This window comes from Bradyrhizobium sp. WSM4874 (assembly GCF_055811835.1).
Map to the genome: position 1 here is coordinate 96620 of NZ_JBVVPR010000007.1, position 18385 is coordinate 115004.

An 18385-nucleotide genomic window follows, 5' to 3' on the forward strand; every position below is an offset into this window, starting at 1 on the left:
CACCTCCGTTGCCGCGGTTGACCCTGGCCTCGCCCCGGCCGAACATTGCGCCTCGCCAACGAAAGCGAGCGCGATGTCCGACATATCAAGCACGACCGAAATTCCCTACGCCGACGGCAAGATCCTCAAGCACACAGCCGGTGGCGTCGGCGTGATCACCTTCAACAATCCCGACAAGCGCAATGCGATGTCGCTGGAGATGTGGGAGGGATTTGGCGAGGCGTTGACAGCCTTGCGCGACGACGCTGCCGTGCGGGTCGTGATCCTGCGCGGCGCCGGTGGCAAGGCCTTCGTGTCGGGCGCCGACATCAGCCAGTTCGAGAAGACGCGCCACAACGCAGCTGCCTCCGAGGAATACGCAAAACGCAGCGCCGCCCAGCGCGCGCTGCTTGCCGATTATCCCAAGCCGACGATTGCCTGTATCCAGGGTTTCTGTCTCGGCGGCGGCATGCAGGTGGCAATGCTCGCCGACATCCGCATCGCCTCCCATGGAAGCCAGTTCGGCATTCCCGCGGCGAAACTCGGCATCGCCTACGGTTATGATGGATTGAAGCACCTGGTGTCGCTGGTCGGACCGTCCTGGGCCCGGCTCCTGATGTACACGGGCATGCGCATCGATTCCACCGAAGCGCTGCGCATCGGGCTGGTCGAGCGGGTGGTTCCGGAGGATCAGCTCTGGGGTGAGACCATGGCGATCGCCGAGACGATCTCGCAAAATGCGCCGCTCGCGATCAAGGCCGCCAAGCTCACCATCGCGCAGGTGCTGAAGGACGAAAGCGCGCGCGACATGGAGGCGATCAGGGCGGTCGGCAACGCCTGCATGGACAGTGGCGATTTTCGCGAGGGCCGGCAGGCCTTCATGGAGAAGCGCAAGCCGCAGTTCCAGGGACGGTGACTCCGTCGTCAGCGAGCAAAATGAAACAATCCAGAGTGTCTCTGCCGCTCGTCGCTTGGCTCTTCGCAGTGATGGCAGGCAACGTGAACATGCATTCAGGAAGATTAAATTCCCACGCCCCTGCAACACCATAGCAACCAGCTGATTTGCTGGAAGTTCTCTCGCCATCAAACGAGGGAGATTGCGATGAAACTGAAATTTGCTGTTCTCGGTCTGGCTGCCCTGAGCGGCGCAGCGCTCGCGTCAGGACAGGCACTCGCGGCGATGCCGAACGGCATTCCGCAGGCCGACCGTATCGCGAGCGGCCCGGCAGCCGAAGTCGATCAGGTTCGTTGGGTGTGTAACCCGTGGGGCCGCTGCTTCTGGCGTCCGAATTATTACGGCGCCTACGGCTATTACGGCGGCCCGCGACGCTTCTACGGCGGGCGTCCCTGGGGCTGGGGCGGCCACCGCCACTGGCGTCGCTGGTGAACCACGAGGGGCCGAGAGGCCCCTCTTCTTCGACTAAAGAGCCCCGAGCACCGCCTTCGTGATGTCGGCGGTGCCGTTGCTGCCGCCGAACTCCATCGGCTTGAGGCCGCCGGCGTAGACCTCATCAACGGCGCGCTCAATTTGCTCGCCGGCCTCAACCGCACCCTCGACGCCGTGCTTGTCGGCGAGCCAGTCCAGCATCATTGCAGCCGACAGGATCATGCCGGTGGGATTGGCCTTGCCCTGCCCCATGATGTCGGGCGCGGTCCCGTGGCACGGCTGGAACACGGCGTACTTATCGCCGATGTCGGCCGACGGCGCCATGCCGAGGCCGCCGATCAGGCTCGCGGTGATGTCGGAGACGATGTCGCCGAACATGTTCTCCATCACCATCACGTCGAAGTCCCAGGGACGCTTCACCAGCATCGCCGAACAGGCATCGACATAGAGCCGGTCGGTCTTCACCTCCGGATGGCGCTTGGCGATCTCGTCGAAGATGCCGCGGAAGAACGCAAAGGCCTTGAACACGTTCGCCTTGTCGACGCAAGCCAGCATCCCCGGCTTGCCGCGCGCCTTGCGCCGCTCGGCGAGGCGAAACGAGAACTCGAACAGGCGCTCGGACGTCCTGCGCGTGATCACCATGGTTTCGCGCGCGTCCTCGTGGGTGACGACGCCCTTGCCCATCGAGGCGAACAGGCCCTCGGTGGACTCCCTGATCACGACGAGATCGATGCCGCGCTGGTCGGCGCCGACGATCGGGCTCGGCACGCCCGGAATGAGCCGCGCCGGGCGCACACCGGCATAGAGATCGAAGATGAAGCGCAGCTCGATCTGCGGCGCAATCTCGGTGTTATCGGGATAGCGCACCGACGGCAGGCCGCAGGCGCCGAGCAGGATCGCGTCCGCCTCCTCGCACAGCTTGATCGTGGTATCGGGCATCGATTTGCCGGTGACGAGATAGTTGGTGGCACCCGCCGGCGCCTCGGTGAAGCGGAAGCTCAGGCCGGATTTCGTCTCGATCTTGCGCAGGACTTCGATGGCCGGTGCCATGACTTCGGGACCGATGCCGTCACCGGCGAGCACGGCAATGTGGAAGGCGTTATTTGCGGACATGGAAAGCCTCAGGAGGAGCGAGCTAAGTCGTCATTGCGAGCGAAGCGAAGCAATCCAGAACTGCATCTGCGGAGACAATCTGGATTGCTTCGTCGCTTCGCTCCTCGCAATGACGGAGGATGGAGCGTTGGTTACGGCGTCAGCACCGTGCGGCCAACCACCGCGCCCTGCTGCAACTGCACCAGCGCGTCGTTGGCCTTGGCGAGCGGCTGCCGCGTCACGGGGATCGGCGCTATGTTCTTCGCTCGCACGAGGTCGAGCAGCTCCTGCGTCTCGCGTAGATTGCCGACGTAGCTGCCCTGGATCGTCACCGCCTTGATCGGAATCAGCGGCAGCGCCCAGGTCGCCCCGCCGCCGAACAGGCCGACGATGACGAGCTTGCCGCCCTTGGTCAGGCAGTCGAAGCCGAGTTGCGTGGTGGCGGCGTTGCCGACGAGATCGAGCACGGCGCGGATGGGACCACCGGCTTTCTTCGCAAGCTGCTCCAGCGCGTCGGGCGCCTTGGGATCGACGGTCGCGAGTGCGCCGGCCTTCTCCGCGGCTTCGCGTTTCTTCGCGTCGATATCGACCATGATCGCGCCCTTGCCGCCCATCGCCTTCAGCAGCGACAGTGCCATCAGGCCGAGTCCGCCGGCGCCGAACATCACAATTGGCGTGTCGAAGTGCTGCTCGAGCTTCTTCAGCGCGCTGTAGGTCGTGACGCCCGAGCAGGCGTAGGGCGCAGCCGACGCGGGATCGAGGCCTCTAAGATTGAGCAGATAGCGCGGGTGCGGCACCAGCATGTGGTCGGAATAACCACCGTCGCAATAGACGCCGAGCGAGCGTGGCGTCAGGCACATGTTCTCATCGCCGTCGAGACAAGTCGCGCATTTGCCGCAACCGATCCAGGGATAGACCAGCCCGACATCGCCGATCTTCACATCGCCCTGGTCCGACGACTTCACGTCCGGGCCGAAGGCAAGGACCTCGCCGACGGTCTCGTGCCCCATGGTCAGCGGCAGGTTGATGCCGCGGTCCTTCAGCGACAGCGGCTTGCGACCGTGGCCGAGATCGTAGCCGCCTTCCCAGATGTGGAGGTCGCTGTGGCAGACGCCGGCGGCCTTGACCTTGATGAGCACCTGCGTGCCGGACGGCTGCGGCGTCGCTTCGTCGAACTCCTGCAGCGGTGCCTTGAAATCGGCGACCTTGAAACTTTTCATCGGTGTCCTCCCGGATACTTTTCTATCGCCGCCACCATCGCATGGGCGGCAGAACGAGACAAACTCGGACCTGTCTAGTTTAGGCCGACGGATGATGGCAAGCCGACCACACGCAAAGCCGCATTGCTTGCTGCACGAAGCTGTCCGTCAGCTTTGCGCGGCTGTTTTGCCTGACGGAATTGGTCCATCGTCGGGGAGCCCGATCTCCGCGCGCAGCCGGTCCGTGTGCTCGCCAAGCACGGCCATCGTCTTGCCCGGTGCCGTGTCGGCACCGGTCATCCGGAACGGCAGATTGAGGACCTGGAACGAGCCGCCTCCGTCTTCTACAGACGAGAGCGCCTCACGATGCGCGAGTTGCGGATCGGCCAGCGCCTCGGACACGGTGCGGTAGGCCGAAGCCGGCACGCCCGCCGCACCTAGCGCGACAAGACAGGCCTCGGTCGAGAGCTGCCGCGACCAGGCCTCGACACCGTCCATCAAGTCGGCCCAATGGTCGCGACGCGCGGCGTAGGTGGCGAAGCGCGGATCGGAGATCCATTCGGGGCGGCCGATCACCCCCATCAGTCCCTGAAACGTCTTCTCGCTGGCAACCGTGATCATGACATAACCGCTCGCGGTCTCAGTCGGCCCAAACATCGGGCGCGGCGGCGGCTTCACGGTGAACTGCGAGTTCTGCAACTCGATCACCGTCAGCGTCAGCATCGATTCGAGCATGGAAACGTCGATGTGCTGGCCGAGCCCGGTGACCGTTCGCTGGTAGAGCGCCGACGCGATCGCGCCGAACCCGTAGGTGCCGGTGACGACGTCGGCATGGTAGATGCCGCAATAATCCGGGCGGCTGCGGCCGGGCTGGTAGGCGAGATGCGCCATGTCGTAGCCGGAGGCTGCATGGATCACCGGCGCATAGGCCGGCAGTTCGGCCGACGGGCCGCTCTGGCCGTAGCCGGAGATCGAGCAGTAGATCAGCTTCGGGTTGACGGCGCGCATTCTGTCGTAGTCGAGCCGCAGCCGGTGCATCACGCCGGGGCGGAAGTTCTCGACCAGGATGTCGGCGGTCGCGGCCAGCCGGCGGACCGCCTCCTTGCCGTCCTCGGACTTGAGGTCGAGCACGACGCTCTTCTTGCCGACATTGAGCTGGCCGAACACGGTGCTGCAGCCCTTGCGCAGCGGCGGCCGGGTCCGCATCGTCTCGCCGCCGTCGGTCTCGATCTTGATGACGTCGGCGCCCATGTCGGCGAGCATGCGCGCACAGTGGGGACCGGCGATGGTGGTCGAAAAATCCAGGACCCTGAGGCCGGCAAAGGCCTTTGTCGTCGTCCCCTCATGCTTATCTGATAGCTGCATGCCTGCTTGCGCCCTCGGGTCACTAGGAACTTATCGAAGTTCTCTGTTGTTGGTGCGCCGACCCTAGAGGGCGGCGCCTGAGTAGGAAAGTCTTTACCGAAGAGACACGTCTCACGGGCGGGCTTGGGAAATCCGGGGCAACTGGACCCGTTCTTGCATAGCAGCAATCGGGCTCCGGCAGAGGGCAGCAGTTCTTGAGGGTCTTGTTCGTTACAACGGAGATGGACGACTTTGTCCGCGTTGGCGGACTCGGAGCCGTTTCCGCTGCACTCCCCCGAGCCCTTCGTCCCTTCGCCGACATCCGGGTCATGCTGCCCGGCTATCGCGACATCATCGAACAACTCACGCATATTCAGATCGTTGGCCGCTGTCCGGCGTTCGCGGAGATGCCGGCCTGCTCGCTCGGCCGCGCCGCGACCAAGGACGGCCTGCCGGTCTATGTGCTGCTGTGCTCGCAACTTTACGACCGGCCCGGCAACCCCTATGGCGACGAGTCCGGGCGCGACTGGCCCGACAACGACATCCGTTTCGCGCGCTTTGCCTCGGCCGCCGCTGAGCTCGCGATGGGCACGCTGGACAAGGATTGGGCAGCAGACCTGATCCATGCCAATGACTGGCAGGCTTCGCTCGTGCCGGCCTACCTCGCCTGGCGCGGCTCCAAGCTGCCGTCGATCCTGACCATTCACAACCTCGCCTATCAGGGCCTCTTCCCGAAGGACTCGCTGCGGCGGATCGGCGCACCGGAGAGCTCCTTCCACATCGACGGCGTCGAGTTCTACGACCAGCTCTCCTTTCTCAAGGCCGGACTGGTCTACGCCTCGCATCTCACCACAGTCAGCGGCACCTATGCGCGGGAGATCACCACGGATGAATTCGGCTGCGGTCTCGAAGGCCTGCTTCGAGTCCGTTCCGACGCGGCCGAGCTCACCGGCATCCTCAACGGCATCGACGAGAGCTGGGACCCCCGCTCCTGCGCTCAGCTTGCTCAGCAGTTCGGCGCCGGCGACTGGATCGGCAAGAAGGCCAACGCGGACTATGTGCGCAAGCAGTTCGGGCTTGCGGTGTCGCGCGGCCCGATGTTCGGCATCGTCGCCCGGCTGGTGCACCAGAAGGGTATCGACCTCGTGCTGGCGGCAGCCGACGAGATCGTCGATGCCGGCGGGCAGATCGTGGTCACCGGCTCCGGCGAGCCGGCGCTCGAGCAGGCGCTGATTGACGCGCATCGCCGACGGCCTGACGCGATCGGGGTCGTGATTGGCTTCAACGACGCCCAGGCGCGGCGCATCTTCGCCGGCAGCGACTTCACATTGATGCCGTCGCGCTTCGAGCCCTGCGGGCTCAGCCAGATGTACGCCCAGCGCTTCGGCTCGCTGCCGATCGGCCATCAGACCGGCGGCCTCGCCGAGACCATCACCGACGGCGAAACCGGCTTCCTGTTCTCAAAACCTTCGCACGAATCCTTCCTCGGCGGCGTCCGCCGCGCGTTCTCCGCCTTCATGGCGCAGGACCAGCTCGACACCATGCGTCGCAGCGCGATGGGGCGGTCGTTCTCCTGGAGCATCCCGGCCGGCAGCTACAACGCGCTGTACCGGAAGCTGGCGTCGGTGTGAGAAGCGGGGTGTTTCCTCGTCATTGCGAGCGTAGCGAAGCAATCCAGACTGTTTCCATGGCAGCAGCCTGGATTGCTTCGTCGCAAAGGGCTCCTCGCAATGACAGTGGTTTGTGGCAGCCGCGGAGGACTTCACCCCTTCCCGCGCTGATCCATCTGCGGCCGGCCGATCCAGGCTCTGTTGAGGCACCGTGTCATCCAGTCCGGCTGCGGCTCGCCGCGCAACCGCGCTTGCGCTTCCTGGTAGGGACCGACATAGCGCAACCGGTCTGGCAATTTGGGGTAGACGCGCCGTATCCATCGGAGCGCATTTTCGGCTGCCCTCTCATCGCGCTCATCAAGTTCGAACCCAAACCCAGCACGCAGGCGTTCCGGCAGCAGGCTTGCCGTGAGCGCGCGATACCAGCGCGGCGGACGCAACCACGGGCGCGCGCCACCAAAGATCTGCGCGGCGATCTCGCGCGCGGCCGGGCTGACGGTCAGCGTGTCTGACTGCGCCATCGCCGCCGTATAGGCCGCAAAGTCAGCCCAGTCCGCGGCCAGATCATCGCCGGTCAATCCGAACAACGCACCGAACAACCGACTCTCGGCCCAGTAGCGCTCGCGCTCCTCTACCGAGAGCGGCGGCAAAACCAGATCATGCGCCATCAGCGCGGTCTCGACCAGCGTGGCATGAACCCAGCGCAGCGACGGGATGTCGTTGGCACAGTAGCGCGAGCCTGCCGCGAACGGACCGACAGTCTCCGGCATCTCGCCGACGATCATGCTGTGGCGCCGGTGCAATTGCCGCGACGATAACAGCGCGCGGTCAAGCGAGCCGAACACCATGGCAAAGACGATGTCGAAGGTGCGATGGAAGCGGCCAATCGGATCAGCCAAGGTTTTCGAGTGCTCGGCGATGGCAGCCGCGACCCAGGGATGCGCGAGTTGAAGGAGCAGCGCCCGGCCCGCGCCGAGGAAGATCACGGCCTCGCGGTCGATCTGCCAGGTCACCGTATCAGGACCGAACACGCCGGCAACCGGTCCCGCCATATCAGCACGGACGTGATCAAGCGCCAGTTCCAGATCGCTTCCCGACACCACTTACATGGCCTTTCAGCTGCGGACGAAGATCGACGATCCGCAAGGCCTGTGGCATTTCGATGATGGCGGACGATCGCTTGCGGCCCTACTCCGCCGCCATCGGCATCTCGTCCATATGCTCGTGCAGCACCACGCCGGCAAGTGGATCGAATTCGCCGATCCACGGTTTGCGCGCGAGCACCGACATCGTGTGGGCATAGCCGGCATGCCAGCGGCGCGTGATCCCCGACGGGCTGAAGTCGATATCCTTGGTGTGGGTCTCGCGATCGAGTTGCGGCGCCAGCAGCCGCACGACATGCATACGGGTCGGACAGCCGTAGCTCATCAGCTCCCTCACCGCGGCATCGCCGCGCTCGCTCTCAGGCAGGCGTTCCGCAAGCTGGTTGATGACATGGCGTAGGCGATGGGCCTGCTGCTGGCGTTCGATCTGGCTCGCGATCCGACTCGAATACATGACATCCTTGTGCCGGTTCAGCACCTCCGCCATCGTGGTCGGCTCGGCCCCGACGGGATTCCACAGATGCACGGAGAAGATCAGCGAATTCTTGCGCGGATTGTCGTCGAACACCGCTTCCGTCGGCGTATTCGAGAGAATGCCTCCGTCCCAATAGAGTTCGCCATCGATCCGCACTGCCGGGAATGCCGGCGGCAATGCGCCCGAAGCCATGACATGCTTCACCGTCAGCTCACCGTCGCGGCTGTCGAAATAGCGCATCTGGCTGGTGCCGACATGCGCCGCACCCACCGTCAGCCGCGGCACGCAGCGATTGGCCAGATCGAAATCGACCAGCTCGCGCAGCGTCTCCTCGAGAGGCCCAGTGGAATAGAATCCGGCGTGATCGGCGCCGAGCGGATAGGAATCGCCGGCATGCGCCAGCGGATTGGGCCGGAAGAACCCTGGAATGCCGTGGGTCACGGCCGACCAATAGGCAAGCTTCTCGTTGAAGCCGGGAAATGAGGTGTGCCAGTCCCAGACCGGCTTCTGCTCCATCCGCTTCCAGAACTCCCTCAAGCGCGCGAGCCGGTGCTCCGGCGCATTACCCGCGATAAGGCTGGCATTGATGGCACCGATCGAGGTGCCGATGATCCAGTCCGGCTCGATACCGGCCTCGTGCAGCGCCTGGTAGACGCCCGCCTGGTAGGAGCCTAACGCACCACCGCCTTGAAGCACGAGGACGACCTGCCCGGGCAGGTCCTTGCGCTGAATGTTATTCTGCGTGCCGTTCATGGTTCGCTCCTGATCAGCCTGCACTGCTCCGAGATTCTCTGCCGGCCGCGACTTGTTACGCCGGCTCATGTTAATGCGCGGTCCAGCCGCCGTCGACCGGCAGCGCGACGCCGGTGATCGAAGCCGCCGCGTCAGTCGAGAGGAATACCGCGAGCGCGCCGAGCTCCTCGACCGTGGCAAAGCGCTTGTTGGGCTGTTGGGCCAGCAGCACGTCGCGGATCACCTGGTCGCGCGAGATTCCGTGCGCCTTGGCCTGCCCATCGATCTGCGCCTCGACCAGCGGCGTATAGACATAGCCGGGACAGATCGCGTTGCAGGTAATGCCCTCTTCTGCCGTCTCCAGCGCCGTCACCTTGGTGAGCCCGACGATGCCGTGCTTGGCGGCGACGTAGGCCGCCTTGAACGGCGAGGCGACCAGGCCGTGCGCGGAGGCGATGTTGATGATCCGGCCGAACCCGTTCTGTCGCATGGCGGGCAGCGCGAGCCGCGTGGTGTGGAAGGCCGACGACAAATTGATTGCGAGGATCTGGTCCCATTTCTCGACCGGAAACTGCTCCAGCGGCGCGACGTGCTGGATGCCGGCATTGTTGATCAGGATATCCAGGCGGCCCGCCTGCGCAACCGTCGCCGCGATCATCTCGGCGATCGAATTCGGCCTGGCCATGTCGGCCGGCGAAAATCTTGCCTTGACGCCAAACTCCGCCGCGATCTGCTCGCGCGTCCTGTCGAGCTCGGCCGCCACACCAAGGCCGTTCAGCACGATGTCGGCGCCGGCCGCGGCAAGTGCCCGCGCGATACCGAGGCCGATGCCACTGGTTGAGCCCGTGACCAGCGCAACCTTGCCCGCGAGCGCCCGGGCGGCGGACGTCTGCGGCTTGACGGACATATTCACTGGCAAATCCTCCGACACGATGACTGGTGTTGAGCCGACTCTGAGGGATCGCCCGGTTTGACGGAAATGCCCGTTGGCTTCCGAAACCATGCCCGCGCGCTATCACGGTCGGGATGTCATTCGCCTGGCTAATCAGTTAGGTTCCGGCTGGTCTTGCCGGAGAGCCGATCCATGGAAATGCACCAGGTCCGCTATTTCCTCGCGGTGGCGCAGCTCTTGAACTTCACGCGTGCCGCCGAGGACTGCAACGTGACGCAGCCTTCGCTGACGCGCGCGATCAAGCAGCTCGAAGCCGAGCTCGGCGGCGATCTGTTTCGCCGCGAACGGCCCGCAGCGCAATTGACCGAGCTTGGCCAGCGCATGCATCCGCTGCTGAAGCAGTGTTTTGATGCAGCCACCGGCGCACGCTCGCTGGCCTCCTCGTTCCGCAGCGGCGAAATCGGCGCGCTCCGCGTCGCGCTGACGCATTCAATTGATCTTTCGCTCCTCATCCCGCATCTCAACCAGATCAAACGGCAGTTCAACCGGCTCGAATTCCGTTTCCTGCGCGGCTCGAGTCGTGAAGTGGCCGACTTGCTGAAGAGGGGCGAGGCCGAGCTCGGGATTGCCGCGGACATCGACGAGGCCTGGGAGCGGCTCGATGTCTGGCCGCTGTTCACCGAAAGCTTCGAGCTCGTGGTCAGCGACGGACACCGCCTGGCCGGCCGCAGCAGCATCGAACTAGACGATTTGCGCGCAGAGCAGCTGTTGAGCCGGACGTTCTGCGAGCATTCCCGCAGCATCTCCGCGAGCCTGCGCGAGCACGGCATCGCGGTCGAACAGGGTCACGAGATCTCGAACGAGCGCGATTTGATCGAGCTGGTCGAGGCCGACATCGGCGTCGCCATGGTGCCGCACACCTCGCCCGTTCCGGAGACGCTGACGCGCGCTGCGGTCGCCGGGCTGGACGCCCGTCGCACCGTCAGCCTCTACGGGGTGGCCGGCCGACAGCGCACGGCGGTGGCCAATGCCGTGATGCGCATGCTGCGCGGTGCGGATTGGCGGGAGATTGCAGGCTAGCAGCGACGCTCGCTGCCAGCCCTTTAGGCCTTCCTGCTCGCGCCTTCCAACGCTTCAAGCAGGTCATCGATCTCCATGCGCTTGCGGAAGTCCGGATCGACGAAGCGGGCTTTCACGAGACCGTCGCGACCGACGACGAACACGGCCGGGATCGGCAGCATCCAGCCATCATTGCCGTGGAATTTCGCCATGTCCTGGTAGGACAACAGGCTCTGGATCTCGGCACCGAGCCAGATCGCGAGATTGAGCGACAACGCATAGCCGTTGTCGAGGTCGGTCAGGATCGGAAATGGCGCACCGGCTTCCGCTTTGAGCTGCTGGGTGTATTCCTGCGTCTCCGGCATGACCGCGACGATGCGCGCGCCCATGGACTCGATGCGATCCAGCGCCTGGACCACTGCACGGACATTGAGCCGACAATAAGGGCACCAATGGCCGCGGAAAAACATCACGGCGACCGGCCCGCTCTCGATCAGTGAGGACAGCGCAACGAGACGCCCGCTCTCGTCCGGCAACATGAACGGCGGCATCGCCTCGCCCGGACGCGGCGCGGTCTCGCCGCCGCCGCTTCCATTCAATCTCGTCACCAGATGATCGACGGCCTCGCCATAGGCCGGGAACACGTCGCGGCTGGCGTCGGCATAGGCGCGGAGCTGCTCGTTCAGCGTGCCATCCATGTCACGGCAGCGCTGGAAGGCGAGTTTGAGCCGCTCGGCATCGGCCGGCGAGAGAGAGGTCATCTTGCGCTCCAGCGTTCAGAGGACGAATATTAGGTGCCCGATCCGGCCGCCCGCAAGGGGCGGCCGTCATGCGCGCGCGATCAGTTCACGTAGAAATTGCCGGTCGGATCCAGCCGCCCCGAGGTGGAATACAGCGATCCGTTGTCCATGAAGAAGACGGTGTTGTCGGGGACCTTCTTGGCGCCCTTCATCATGGCCTCGTGGTTCTTCTCCGCCGGGGCCATGGCCATCGCCGACATCTTGCCGGGTCCGCCATACATGTAGGCCATACCGGCCTTGAAGTCCCATGTCGCCTCCGAGAAAGCCGATGTGGCGATGACCGCGAACGCGGCCGTGGCAATCAAGGTCTTGGACAATTTCGTCATGAGATTCTCCTCCGGATTGACGTGAACGCCCGCCAATCGGGCGCCCTGCCATCGAACGCCAAGCGCTCGGGAAGCGGAAATGCCGATCCCCAATCGGTTCGATAGCGAGCGCGTATCGGGGCCGATAGCGCCGGTCTATCGCAGCGAGAGCGAAAGAGCATTTCAGAACGAGCGCCCTCTCGACGAAAGTCCCGACATAGCCGGCGACCATCGCGGTTGCGGCCAACACAGGAGACGTCCCGATGTTCAAGCATCACACATTGTCGCGCGCGGTCTGGCCCGGCCTTGCCATCCTCGGCGTATTGACACTCTCGGCACAGCCAGTCTTCGCCGGCGAATGCCCGGCCGACAAGATCAAGCCGAACGCGCAGCAGATGGTCGATTACAAGCCGGTCGGCGTCACCGACGTCACGCTCGGCGCCATCGACCTCGGCAAGCAGCCGGCACACATTGAAGGCCGCGAGCTGCGCTTCCGCAAGCTCACCATCGAGCCCGGCGGCGTCGTGCCCTGGCACAGCCATGACGACCGCCCTGCTTTGATCTTCGTGCAGCAAGGCGAGATCGTCGAACACGCTTCCAACTGTGTCGATCCGATCGTGCACAAGGCCGGCGACATCCGCCCGGAAGTATCCGGCACCTCGCATTGGTGGAAGAACCTCGGCAAGGAAACGGTCATCCTCTATGTCGGCGACGTCCGCAAGGACCCGCGCGACCACAACATGTAACGGGCGCCCCGGCCCCAGCCTGATCGTTGCCGATGTGGCACCCGGATCCTCATGCCGCCAGCATGCCGGGCGCCACATCTTTCACAGGAGACGCGACGCCATGACAGATCTTTCCGCGCCCATCAAGCCGAGCGCGATGGCAACGGATGAGCATTCCGCGCGACCCATACTCCGCACGCTCGTCATTGGATTGATCGCATTCCTGACCGTCGTCGATCTCTTCGCGACACAGGCAATCCTGCCCTCGCTGACGCGCCACTACGGCGTCACGCCGGCAGCGATGAGCCTGGCCGTTAACGCCAGCACGTTCGGCATGGCGGTCGCAGGCCTCGTTGTCGGCTTTCTCAGCCCGCACATCGACAGGCGGACCGGCATCCTGCTCAGCCTGACCCTGCTCGCGATTCCGACGAGCCTGCTGGCGACTGCGCCCAATCTTGCCGTCTTCACGGGCCTGCGGGTGGCACAGGGCCTCTGCATGGCATCCGCCTTCGCGTTGACATTGGCTCATCTCGGCGAGCAATGCAGCGCAATGGATTCCGGCGGCGCCTTTGCCGCTTACATCACGGGAAACGTCGCCAGTAATCTCGTCGGCCGGCTGGTCTCGGCCGCGATCGCCGATAGCCTTGGCCTGGCATGGAATTTCTATTTCTTCGCGGCGCTCAATCTGGCCGGCGCCGCACTGGTCTATTTCACCATTGCGCGCGTACAGCCGATGCGTGCAACGACGCCGACGGCATCGGCGTTTGCCGCGACGATCGCGCAGTGGCGGGATCCACGGCTGCGAGCCGCCTATGGCATCGGCTTCTGCATCCTGTTCGCATTCATCGGTACCTTCACATTCGTCAATTTCGTTCTGGTTCGACCACCGCTGTCGCTGGGCATGATGGACCTCGGCCTCGTTTACTTCGTCTTCCTGCCGTCGGTGGTCACGACGCTGCTGGCGGGCAGAGTGGCATCACGCCTCGGAACGCGTCCGACGATCTGGGGCTCGCTGGCCATCGCCGGGATCGGCCTGCCGTTGATGCTGGTCGCACACCTCGGCGCGGTCCTCGCCGGGATGGTTCTGGTCGGCATCGGCACCTTTTGCGCGCAAGCCGCTGCGACAGGATTCGTAGGACAGGCTGCGGCTGAAAACCGCGGCATCGCCAGCGGCACCTATCTCGCCTGCTATTTCTGTGGCGGGCTCATCGGCACCGCCGTCCTCGGCCGACTGTTCGACGCGTTTGGCTGGGATGCCTGCGTGGCCGGGGTAGGCGTGGCGCTTGCGGTCGCGGCCCTGCTGACGCTCGCCTTGAGGCGCTAGCGCTTGGCCGGCGCCTCCTGCGGCGGCTCGTCGTCGGCGATGGCGCGCCAGGCGGCGCCGTCGAGATCGTCGTACTGGCCGCTTCGAAGCGACCAGAGGAAGGCGACGAGACCGGCGAGACCGAGCATCAGCGCCAGCGGCACCAGGATGACCAGGATTTCCATCAAACGATCTCCCGCGAGGCGCCGCGCGCACGCAGCGAGTTCAGCATCACCAGGATCGACGATCCGCTCATGGCGGCAGCCGCGATCAGGGGTGTCACGACGCCGCTGATCGCGACCGGCACCGCGAGGACATTGTAGCCGATCGCTAGCCAGAGATTTTGCCGCATCAAGCGCAACGCCTTGCGTGAAGCGTCGATGGCGGCGACGACCGGGGCCAGCGGCCGGCCGAGGAAGACGAGATCGGCGGTCGCCTGGCTCAGATGCGCGGCCGAGATCGGCGACATCGAGACGTGGGCCGCCGCCAGCGACGGCGCATCGTTCATGCCGTCGCCGACCATCAGGACCTTCATGCCCCGCTGCTTCAAGACCTCGATTCGCGCGATCTTGTCGGCCGGCGTCACCCCGGCCCGCCATTCGGAGATGCTCAGCGCATGGGCCGCGGCGATCACCGCCGGTTCACGGTCGCCGGAGAGAATCTCGATGCCGATATTGCGCGCCTTGAGCGCCGCGATCACAGCCTGCGCATCGGGACGGAGGCCCTGGCGCACAGAGAGGATGAATCTTTCGCTGCCCTTGCTGAAAGCCACGACGGAAGCTTCGGGATCGAGATTTGTCACGTCGGAAACCAGCGTCTCGGCGCCGCAGAAGGACGGACGGCCGAGGCGAATCTCGATACCATCGACCACAGCGCGCACGCCTTGGCCGGCCTCCTCGATCGCGCCGACGATCGGCGATGTGGCGTCGGAGGCCTGCGCGACCGCGGCGGCGACCGGATGATGGCTCGACAGCGCGAGCCGCCCGGCAAGCTCGAGGACATCAGCGGGGATATCGGCCGCATTCATCACTTCGAGATCGGGCAGCGTCAGCGTGCCGGTCTTGTCGAAGATGACGTGGTCGGCTTCCGCGAGACGCTCGATGGCATCGCCGGAGTTCAGCAGGACACCCGCCTTGAACATCGCGCCCGAGGCCACTGTCTGCACCGTCGGGATGGCGAGTCCGAGGGCGCAGGGACAGGTGATGATCAGGACCGCGACGCCGGTCACGATCGCATCGTGCCAGCCGGCGCCCGCAATGACCCAGCCGAGGATAGTGATGAGCGCGGTGGCATGCACCACGGGCGCATAGAGTCGCGAGGCGCGGTCGGCGAGCCGCATGTAGCGCGAGCGCGCCTGCAGCGCATTGTCGAGCAGCCGCGTGATCTCGGCGAGCAGCGTCGCCTCGGAGGCCGCCGAGACCCGCACCCGCAGGCTGCCCGAGATGTTCATCGATCCCGCATAGACCGGCGTGCCCTGCTCGGCCGTGACATAGAGCGTCTCGCCGGTGATCAGGCTCTGGTCGATCTCGGAACGGCCCTCGATCACGGTGCCGTCGACCGCGCAGCGCTCGCCGGGTCGCAGCAGCACGATGTCGCCGGGATAGATCGCGGCCACCGGCACTTGAGATATCTCGCCAGGCCCGACGAACTTCGCCGCGGTCTCCGCCTTGAGCGCGGCGAGATTGCCCGCGACCGCGCGGGTCCGCCGCCGCATGTTCTGGTCGAGAAAGCGGCCGACCAGGAGGAAAGTGAGCAGCATGATGGCCGCGTCGAAATAGGCGTGCTCGGCGTGGTTGATGGTCTCGACCACGGACATGCCCAGCGCCAGCGTCACGCCGATCGAGATCGGCACGTCCATATTGGTGGTCCTGGCCGACAGCGCGCGCCAGGCCGAGCGGAAGAACGGCTGACCGGCATAGGCCGCCGCCGGCAGCGCGATCAGCGCCGACAGCCAGTGGAAGAAATCGCGCTGCTCCGGCAGCATGTCCGAGACGTTGCCGGACCACACCGGGATCGACAGCATCATCACGTTCATGGTGGCGAACGCAGCGACGCCGAGGCAGCGCAGCAAGAAGCGCGATTCGGCGACCTCGGTCGCCTCCGCGCTCTCGGTCTCGTAAGGATAGGCTTTGTAGCCGAGCTCTTCGAGGCGATCGATGAAGCGGGCCGGATCGAGCGTGCCCGCCTTCCACTCCAGCGCAACGCGCCGGTCGGTGAGGTTCACGCGGGCCAGCGTGACGTCGGGAATCGCGGATAGCCCGCGCTCGATCTTGGCCATGCAGCCGGCACAGTGAACGCCCTCGACCGCGAGATCGATGTGCTGGACGCCCTCGCCCGCAGTCCGGACGTAATGCGAAAAGTCCCGCGAGACGTGCATGGCAAAATCCTTCAGTTCAGGATCACGCGGTTGCGCGACATGAACACGCGCGTTCCCCGCGCCTCGCCCTCGATCACCAGGTCCCACTGGCCCGGCGCGACCGATGCGGCATTGCCGCGATAGAGGCCGATGCCGATCTCCGAGAGCTCGATGGCGAGATCGGCGCGCTTGTCGGTCGGACGCTCCAGGCGGCCGCCGAATTTCAGTCCCGCGATCGGTTGGCCGCTCGCGTCGCGCGCCTCGACCTGAAGCACGGCGCCGCCATCGGCGCGGCGCTCGACATGGGCGTTGACCTTCCATTTTCGCGCGGTCTGGTCCTGGGCCGCCGATATCTCGCGGTCATAGGTCAGGCCCGCGGCATAGGGGCTGTCGACGTCCGTGCCCGGCAGCGTCGCGATCGCGAGCTTCATCATGGTCACGTTGACGCCGATCACGACGCCGAAGAAGGCGACCAGCATCAGAAACACTTTGGTTCCGGTCAGCGGCTTGGTTGCCATGGCGAACTCCTGATCCTAGGGCGCGACGAAATTGTCGATGGCGCTGGCGACTTCGCCGAGGCCGATATCGGTGACGTGAAAGCGAACCGGGATCGACTTTTCCGGATTGCCCTCCACCGGCGCGGTCACGAGCACCCGCAGCTCGCTGGTGGAGTCGCGCGGAACCACGATCATCGGCCGGTCCTGCGTCACTGAATCGATCCCGATGACATGGATCGTAGCATTGACCGGACCGTTAGCGTCGATCGCAATGACGCGGTCGTAACCGCTCTTGTTGAGCAGACGCACCGTGTAGGCGTTGCGGATCGAGCCGTCGCTGAGCCTGACCGCGATCGGGTTGCGGTCGTGCAGCACGTTGACATCGAGCAGGCTGCGGGTCGCGAGCGTATAGATCATGATGCCGCCGACCGCCGCGATGATCGCGCTGTAGGCGACCGTGCGGGCCCGGACGATGCGGTAGATCGGCGCCTTGCCTTCCTGGCGGCGCTGGATGTTGACGTCGTTGTCATAGCCGATCAGCCGCTTCGGCCGGCCGATCTTCGTCATCACGTTGTCGCAGGCGTCGATGCAGAGCCCGCATTGGATGCATTCGAGCTGCGGTCCATTGCGGATGTCGATGCCGGTCGGGCACACGGCGACGCATTGATAGCAGTCGACGCAATCGCCGACTTGCTCGCCGAGCGCGCGCAGCTCGATCGCCTTCTTGACCGACGTACGCTTCTCGCCGCGATCGTAACGATAGGTGACGTTGAGCGCCCATTCGTCGGTGAGCGCGGCCTGGATCCGCGGCCACGGGCACATATAGGTGCAGACCTGCTCGCGCATGAAGCCGGCGAGCACATAGGTCGTGGCAGTCAGGATTCCGATCCAGATATAGGCGATCATCGGCGCCTGGAAGGTGACGAGTTCCCTCACCAGCGTCGGTGCGTCGTTGAAATAGAGCACCCACGCGCCGCCGGTCCACCATCCGATCAGAAGCCAGATCGAATGCTTGAGCACGATCTCGGAGATGCGCTCCAGCTTCATCGGATCCGACGATTTGTCCTTCTTCATCCGCTCGCGCCGGTCGCCCTCGATCAGACGCTCGACCGCATAGAACAGGTCGGTCCACACTGTCTGCGGACAGAGATAGCCGCACCAGATGCGGCCGCCGACCGAGTTCATCAGGAACAGCGCCACCGCGGCGACGATCAGCAGGCCGGTGAAGTAGTAGACCTCCTGCGGCCACAGCTCGATGAAGAAGAAATAGAAGCGGCTGTTGGGAAGATCGATCAGCACCGCCTGGCTCGGAGCACCGAGGCCGCGGTTCCAGCGCACGAACGGCAGGAAGTAGTAAACGCCGAGGCAGAACGCCATCAGGCCCCATTTGATCCGGCGGAAGGTGCCGGAGATGCTCTGGGGATAGACTTTCTTCTGGGCCACATAGAGCGGCCCGTTGTCATCGTCTAATGGGATGGCTTTTGGGTTCACGGGCCTGTTCATCGCCTGCAGCTTTCGAGAGGTGCG

18 protein-coding genes are annotated in these 18385 nt (G+C 64.9%); 6 read left to right on the forward strand and 12 right to left on the reverse strand.

Annotated elements, in window-relative coordinates:
- Nucleotides 1-73: 73 nt before the first annotated feature.
- Together AC0L3P_RS09725 and AC0L3P_RS09730 are read left to right on the forward strand one after the other, a co-directional pair.
- Nucleotides 74-895, forward strand: a complete 822-nt coding sequence (locus AC0L3P_RS09725; protein ID WP_473301724.1) for an enoyl-CoA hydratase — start codon at nt 74-76, stop codon at nt 893-895.
- Between the two features lie 186 nt (nt 896-1081).
- Nucleotides 1082-1366: a hypothetical protein gene (locus AC0L3P_RS09730; protein ID WP_473301725.1), complete on the forward strand. Its 285-nt coding sequence runs from the start codon at nt 1082-1084 to the stop codon at nt 1364-1366.
- Nucleotides 1367-1399: 33 nt separating this feature from the next.
- Here the strand turns inward: AC0L3P_RS09730 and AC0L3P_RS09735 are convergent, their stop codons facing one another.
- From AC0L3P_RS09735 to AC0L3P_RS09745, 3 genes are all read right to left on the reverse strand, one after another.
- Entirely contained in the window at nt 1400-2479 is a 1080-nt protein-coding gene (locus tag AC0L3P_RS09735; protein ID WP_473301726.1) for an isocitrate/isopropylmalate dehydrogenase family protein, read from the reverse strand.
- A 131-nt stretch (nt 2480-2610) separates the two neighbouring features.
- A complete protein-coding gene (locus AC0L3P_RS09740) occupies nt 2611-3678 on the reverse strand; it encodes an alcohol dehydrogenase (protein ID WP_473301727.1) in 1068 nt (355 codons plus the stop codon).
- A 147-nt stretch (nt 3679-3825) separates the two neighbouring features.
- Nucleotides 3826-5022 carry a CaiB/BaiF CoA transferase family protein gene (locus tag AC0L3P_RS09745; protein WP_473301728.1) on the reverse strand — a complete coding sequence of 399 codons (1197 nt, stop codon included), beginning with the start codon at nt 5020-5022 and terminating at the stop codon, nt 3826-3828.
- Nucleotides 5023-5216: 194 nt separating this feature from the next.
- Here AC0L3P_RS09745 and glgA point away from each other — a divergent pair, with 194 nt between their 5' ends.
- Complete coding sequence (glgA, locus tag AC0L3P_RS09750; protein ID WP_473301729.1) at nt 5217-6632, forward strand: glycogen synthase GlgA; 1416 nt, start codon at nt 5217-5219, stop codon at nt 6630-6632.
- Nucleotides 6633-6763: 131 nt separating this feature from the next.
- On the opposite strand, the gene AC0L3P_RS09755 is transcribed toward glgA, so the two are convergent.
- The 3 genes from AC0L3P_RS09755 to AC0L3P_RS09765 form a co-directional block, all read right to left on the reverse strand.
- On the reverse strand, nt 6764-7714 hold the full coding sequence (locus tag AC0L3P_RS09755) for an oxygenase MpaB family protein (RefSeq protein WP_473301730.1): 951 nt from the start codon (nt 7712-7714) through the stop codon (nt 6764-6766).
- Between the two features lie 85 nt (nt 7715-7799).
- Nucleotides 7800-8942, reverse strand: coding sequence for a patatin-like phospholipase family protein (locus tag AC0L3P_RS09760; protein ID WP_473301731.1), 1143 nt, complete (start codon nt 8940-8942; stop codon nt 7800-7802).
- Nucleotides 8943-9012: 70 nt separating this feature from the next.
- Nucleotides 9013-9828, reverse strand: a complete 816-nt coding sequence (locus AC0L3P_RS09765; protein ID WP_473301797.1) for a 3-hydroxybutyrate dehydrogenase — start codon at nt 9826-9828, stop codon at nt 9013-9015.
- 177 nt (nt 9829-10005) lie between these two features.
- Between AC0L3P_RS09765 and AC0L3P_RS09770 the strand changes: the two genes are divergently transcribed.
- A complete protein-coding gene (locus AC0L3P_RS09770; protein ID WP_473301732.1) occupies nt 10006-10893 on the forward strand; it encodes a LysR family transcriptional regulator in 888 nt (295 codons plus the stop codon).
- A 23-nt stretch (nt 10894-10916) separates the two neighbouring features.
- Here the strand turns inward: AC0L3P_RS09770 and AC0L3P_RS09775 are convergent, their stop codons facing one another.
- Both AC0L3P_RS09775 and AC0L3P_RS09780 read right to left on the reverse strand, forming a co-directional pair.
- A complete protein-coding gene (locus AC0L3P_RS09775; RefSeq protein ID WP_473301733.1) occupies nt 10917-11633 on the reverse strand; it encodes a peroxiredoxin-like family protein in 717 nt (238 codons plus the stop codon).
- A gap of 80 nt (nt 11634-11713) precedes the next feature.
- Nucleotides 11714-11998 (reverse strand): hypothetical protein, encoded by a 285-nt coding sequence (locus AC0L3P_RS09780; protein ID WP_106942939.1) that lies wholly within the window; start codon nt 11996-11998, stop codon nt 11714-11716.
- Nucleotides 11999-12240: 242 nt separating this feature from the next.
- On the opposite strand from AC0L3P_RS09780, the gene AC0L3P_RS09785 reads away from it, so the two are divergent.
- Both AC0L3P_RS09785 and AC0L3P_RS09790 read left to right on the forward strand, forming a co-directional pair.
- The gene (locus AC0L3P_RS09785) at nt 12241-12723 is read left to right on the forward strand and encodes a cupin domain-containing protein (protein WP_473301734.1); all 483 of its coding nucleotides are present in this window, start codon (nt 12241-12243) and stop codon (nt 12721-12723) included.
- A 100-nt stretch (nt 12724-12823) separates the two neighbouring features.
- A complete protein-coding gene (locus tag AC0L3P_RS09790; protein WP_354056653.1) occupies nt 12824-14026 on the forward strand; it encodes an MFS transporter in 1203 nt (400 codons plus the stop codon).
- Here the strand turns inward: AC0L3P_RS09790 and ccoS are convergent.
- Genes ccoS through ccoG form a run of 4 tightly spaced genes read right to left on the reverse strand, consistent with a single transcriptional unit; the run spans nt 14023 to nt 18361 of the window.
- Complete coding sequence (gene ccoS, locus AC0L3P_RS09795; RefSeq protein WP_007607689.1) at nt 14023-14190, reverse strand: cbb3-type cytochrome oxidase assembly protein CcoS; 168 nt, start codon at nt 14188-14190, stop codon at nt 14023-14025. The two genes, AC0L3P_RS09790 and ccoS, sit on opposite strands and share 4 nt — an antisense overlap.
- On the reverse strand, nt 14190-16382 hold the full coding sequence (locus tag AC0L3P_RS09800; RefSeq protein WP_354056655.1) for a cation-translocating P-type ATPase: 2193 nt from the start codon (nt 16380-16382) through the stop codon (nt 14190-14192). The genes ccoS and AC0L3P_RS09800 overlap by 1 nt, the downstream gene beginning before the upstream one ends.
- 11 nt (nt 16383-16393) lie before the next feature.
- Nucleotides 16394-16879 carry a FixH family protein gene (locus AC0L3P_RS09805; RefSeq protein ID WP_354056657.1) on the reverse strand — a complete coding sequence of 162 codons (486 nt, stop codon included), beginning with the start codon at nt 16877-16879 and terminating at the stop codon, nt 16394-16396.
- Nucleotides 16880-16894: 15 nt separating this feature from the next.
- The gene (gene ccoG / locus AC0L3P_RS09810) at nt 16895-18361 is read right to left on the reverse strand and encodes a cytochrome c oxidase accessory protein CcoG (protein ID WP_473301735.1); all 1467 of its coding nucleotides are present in this window, start codon (nt 18359-18361) and stop codon (nt 16895-16897) included.
- Nucleotides 18362-18385: the final 24 nt, after the last annotated feature.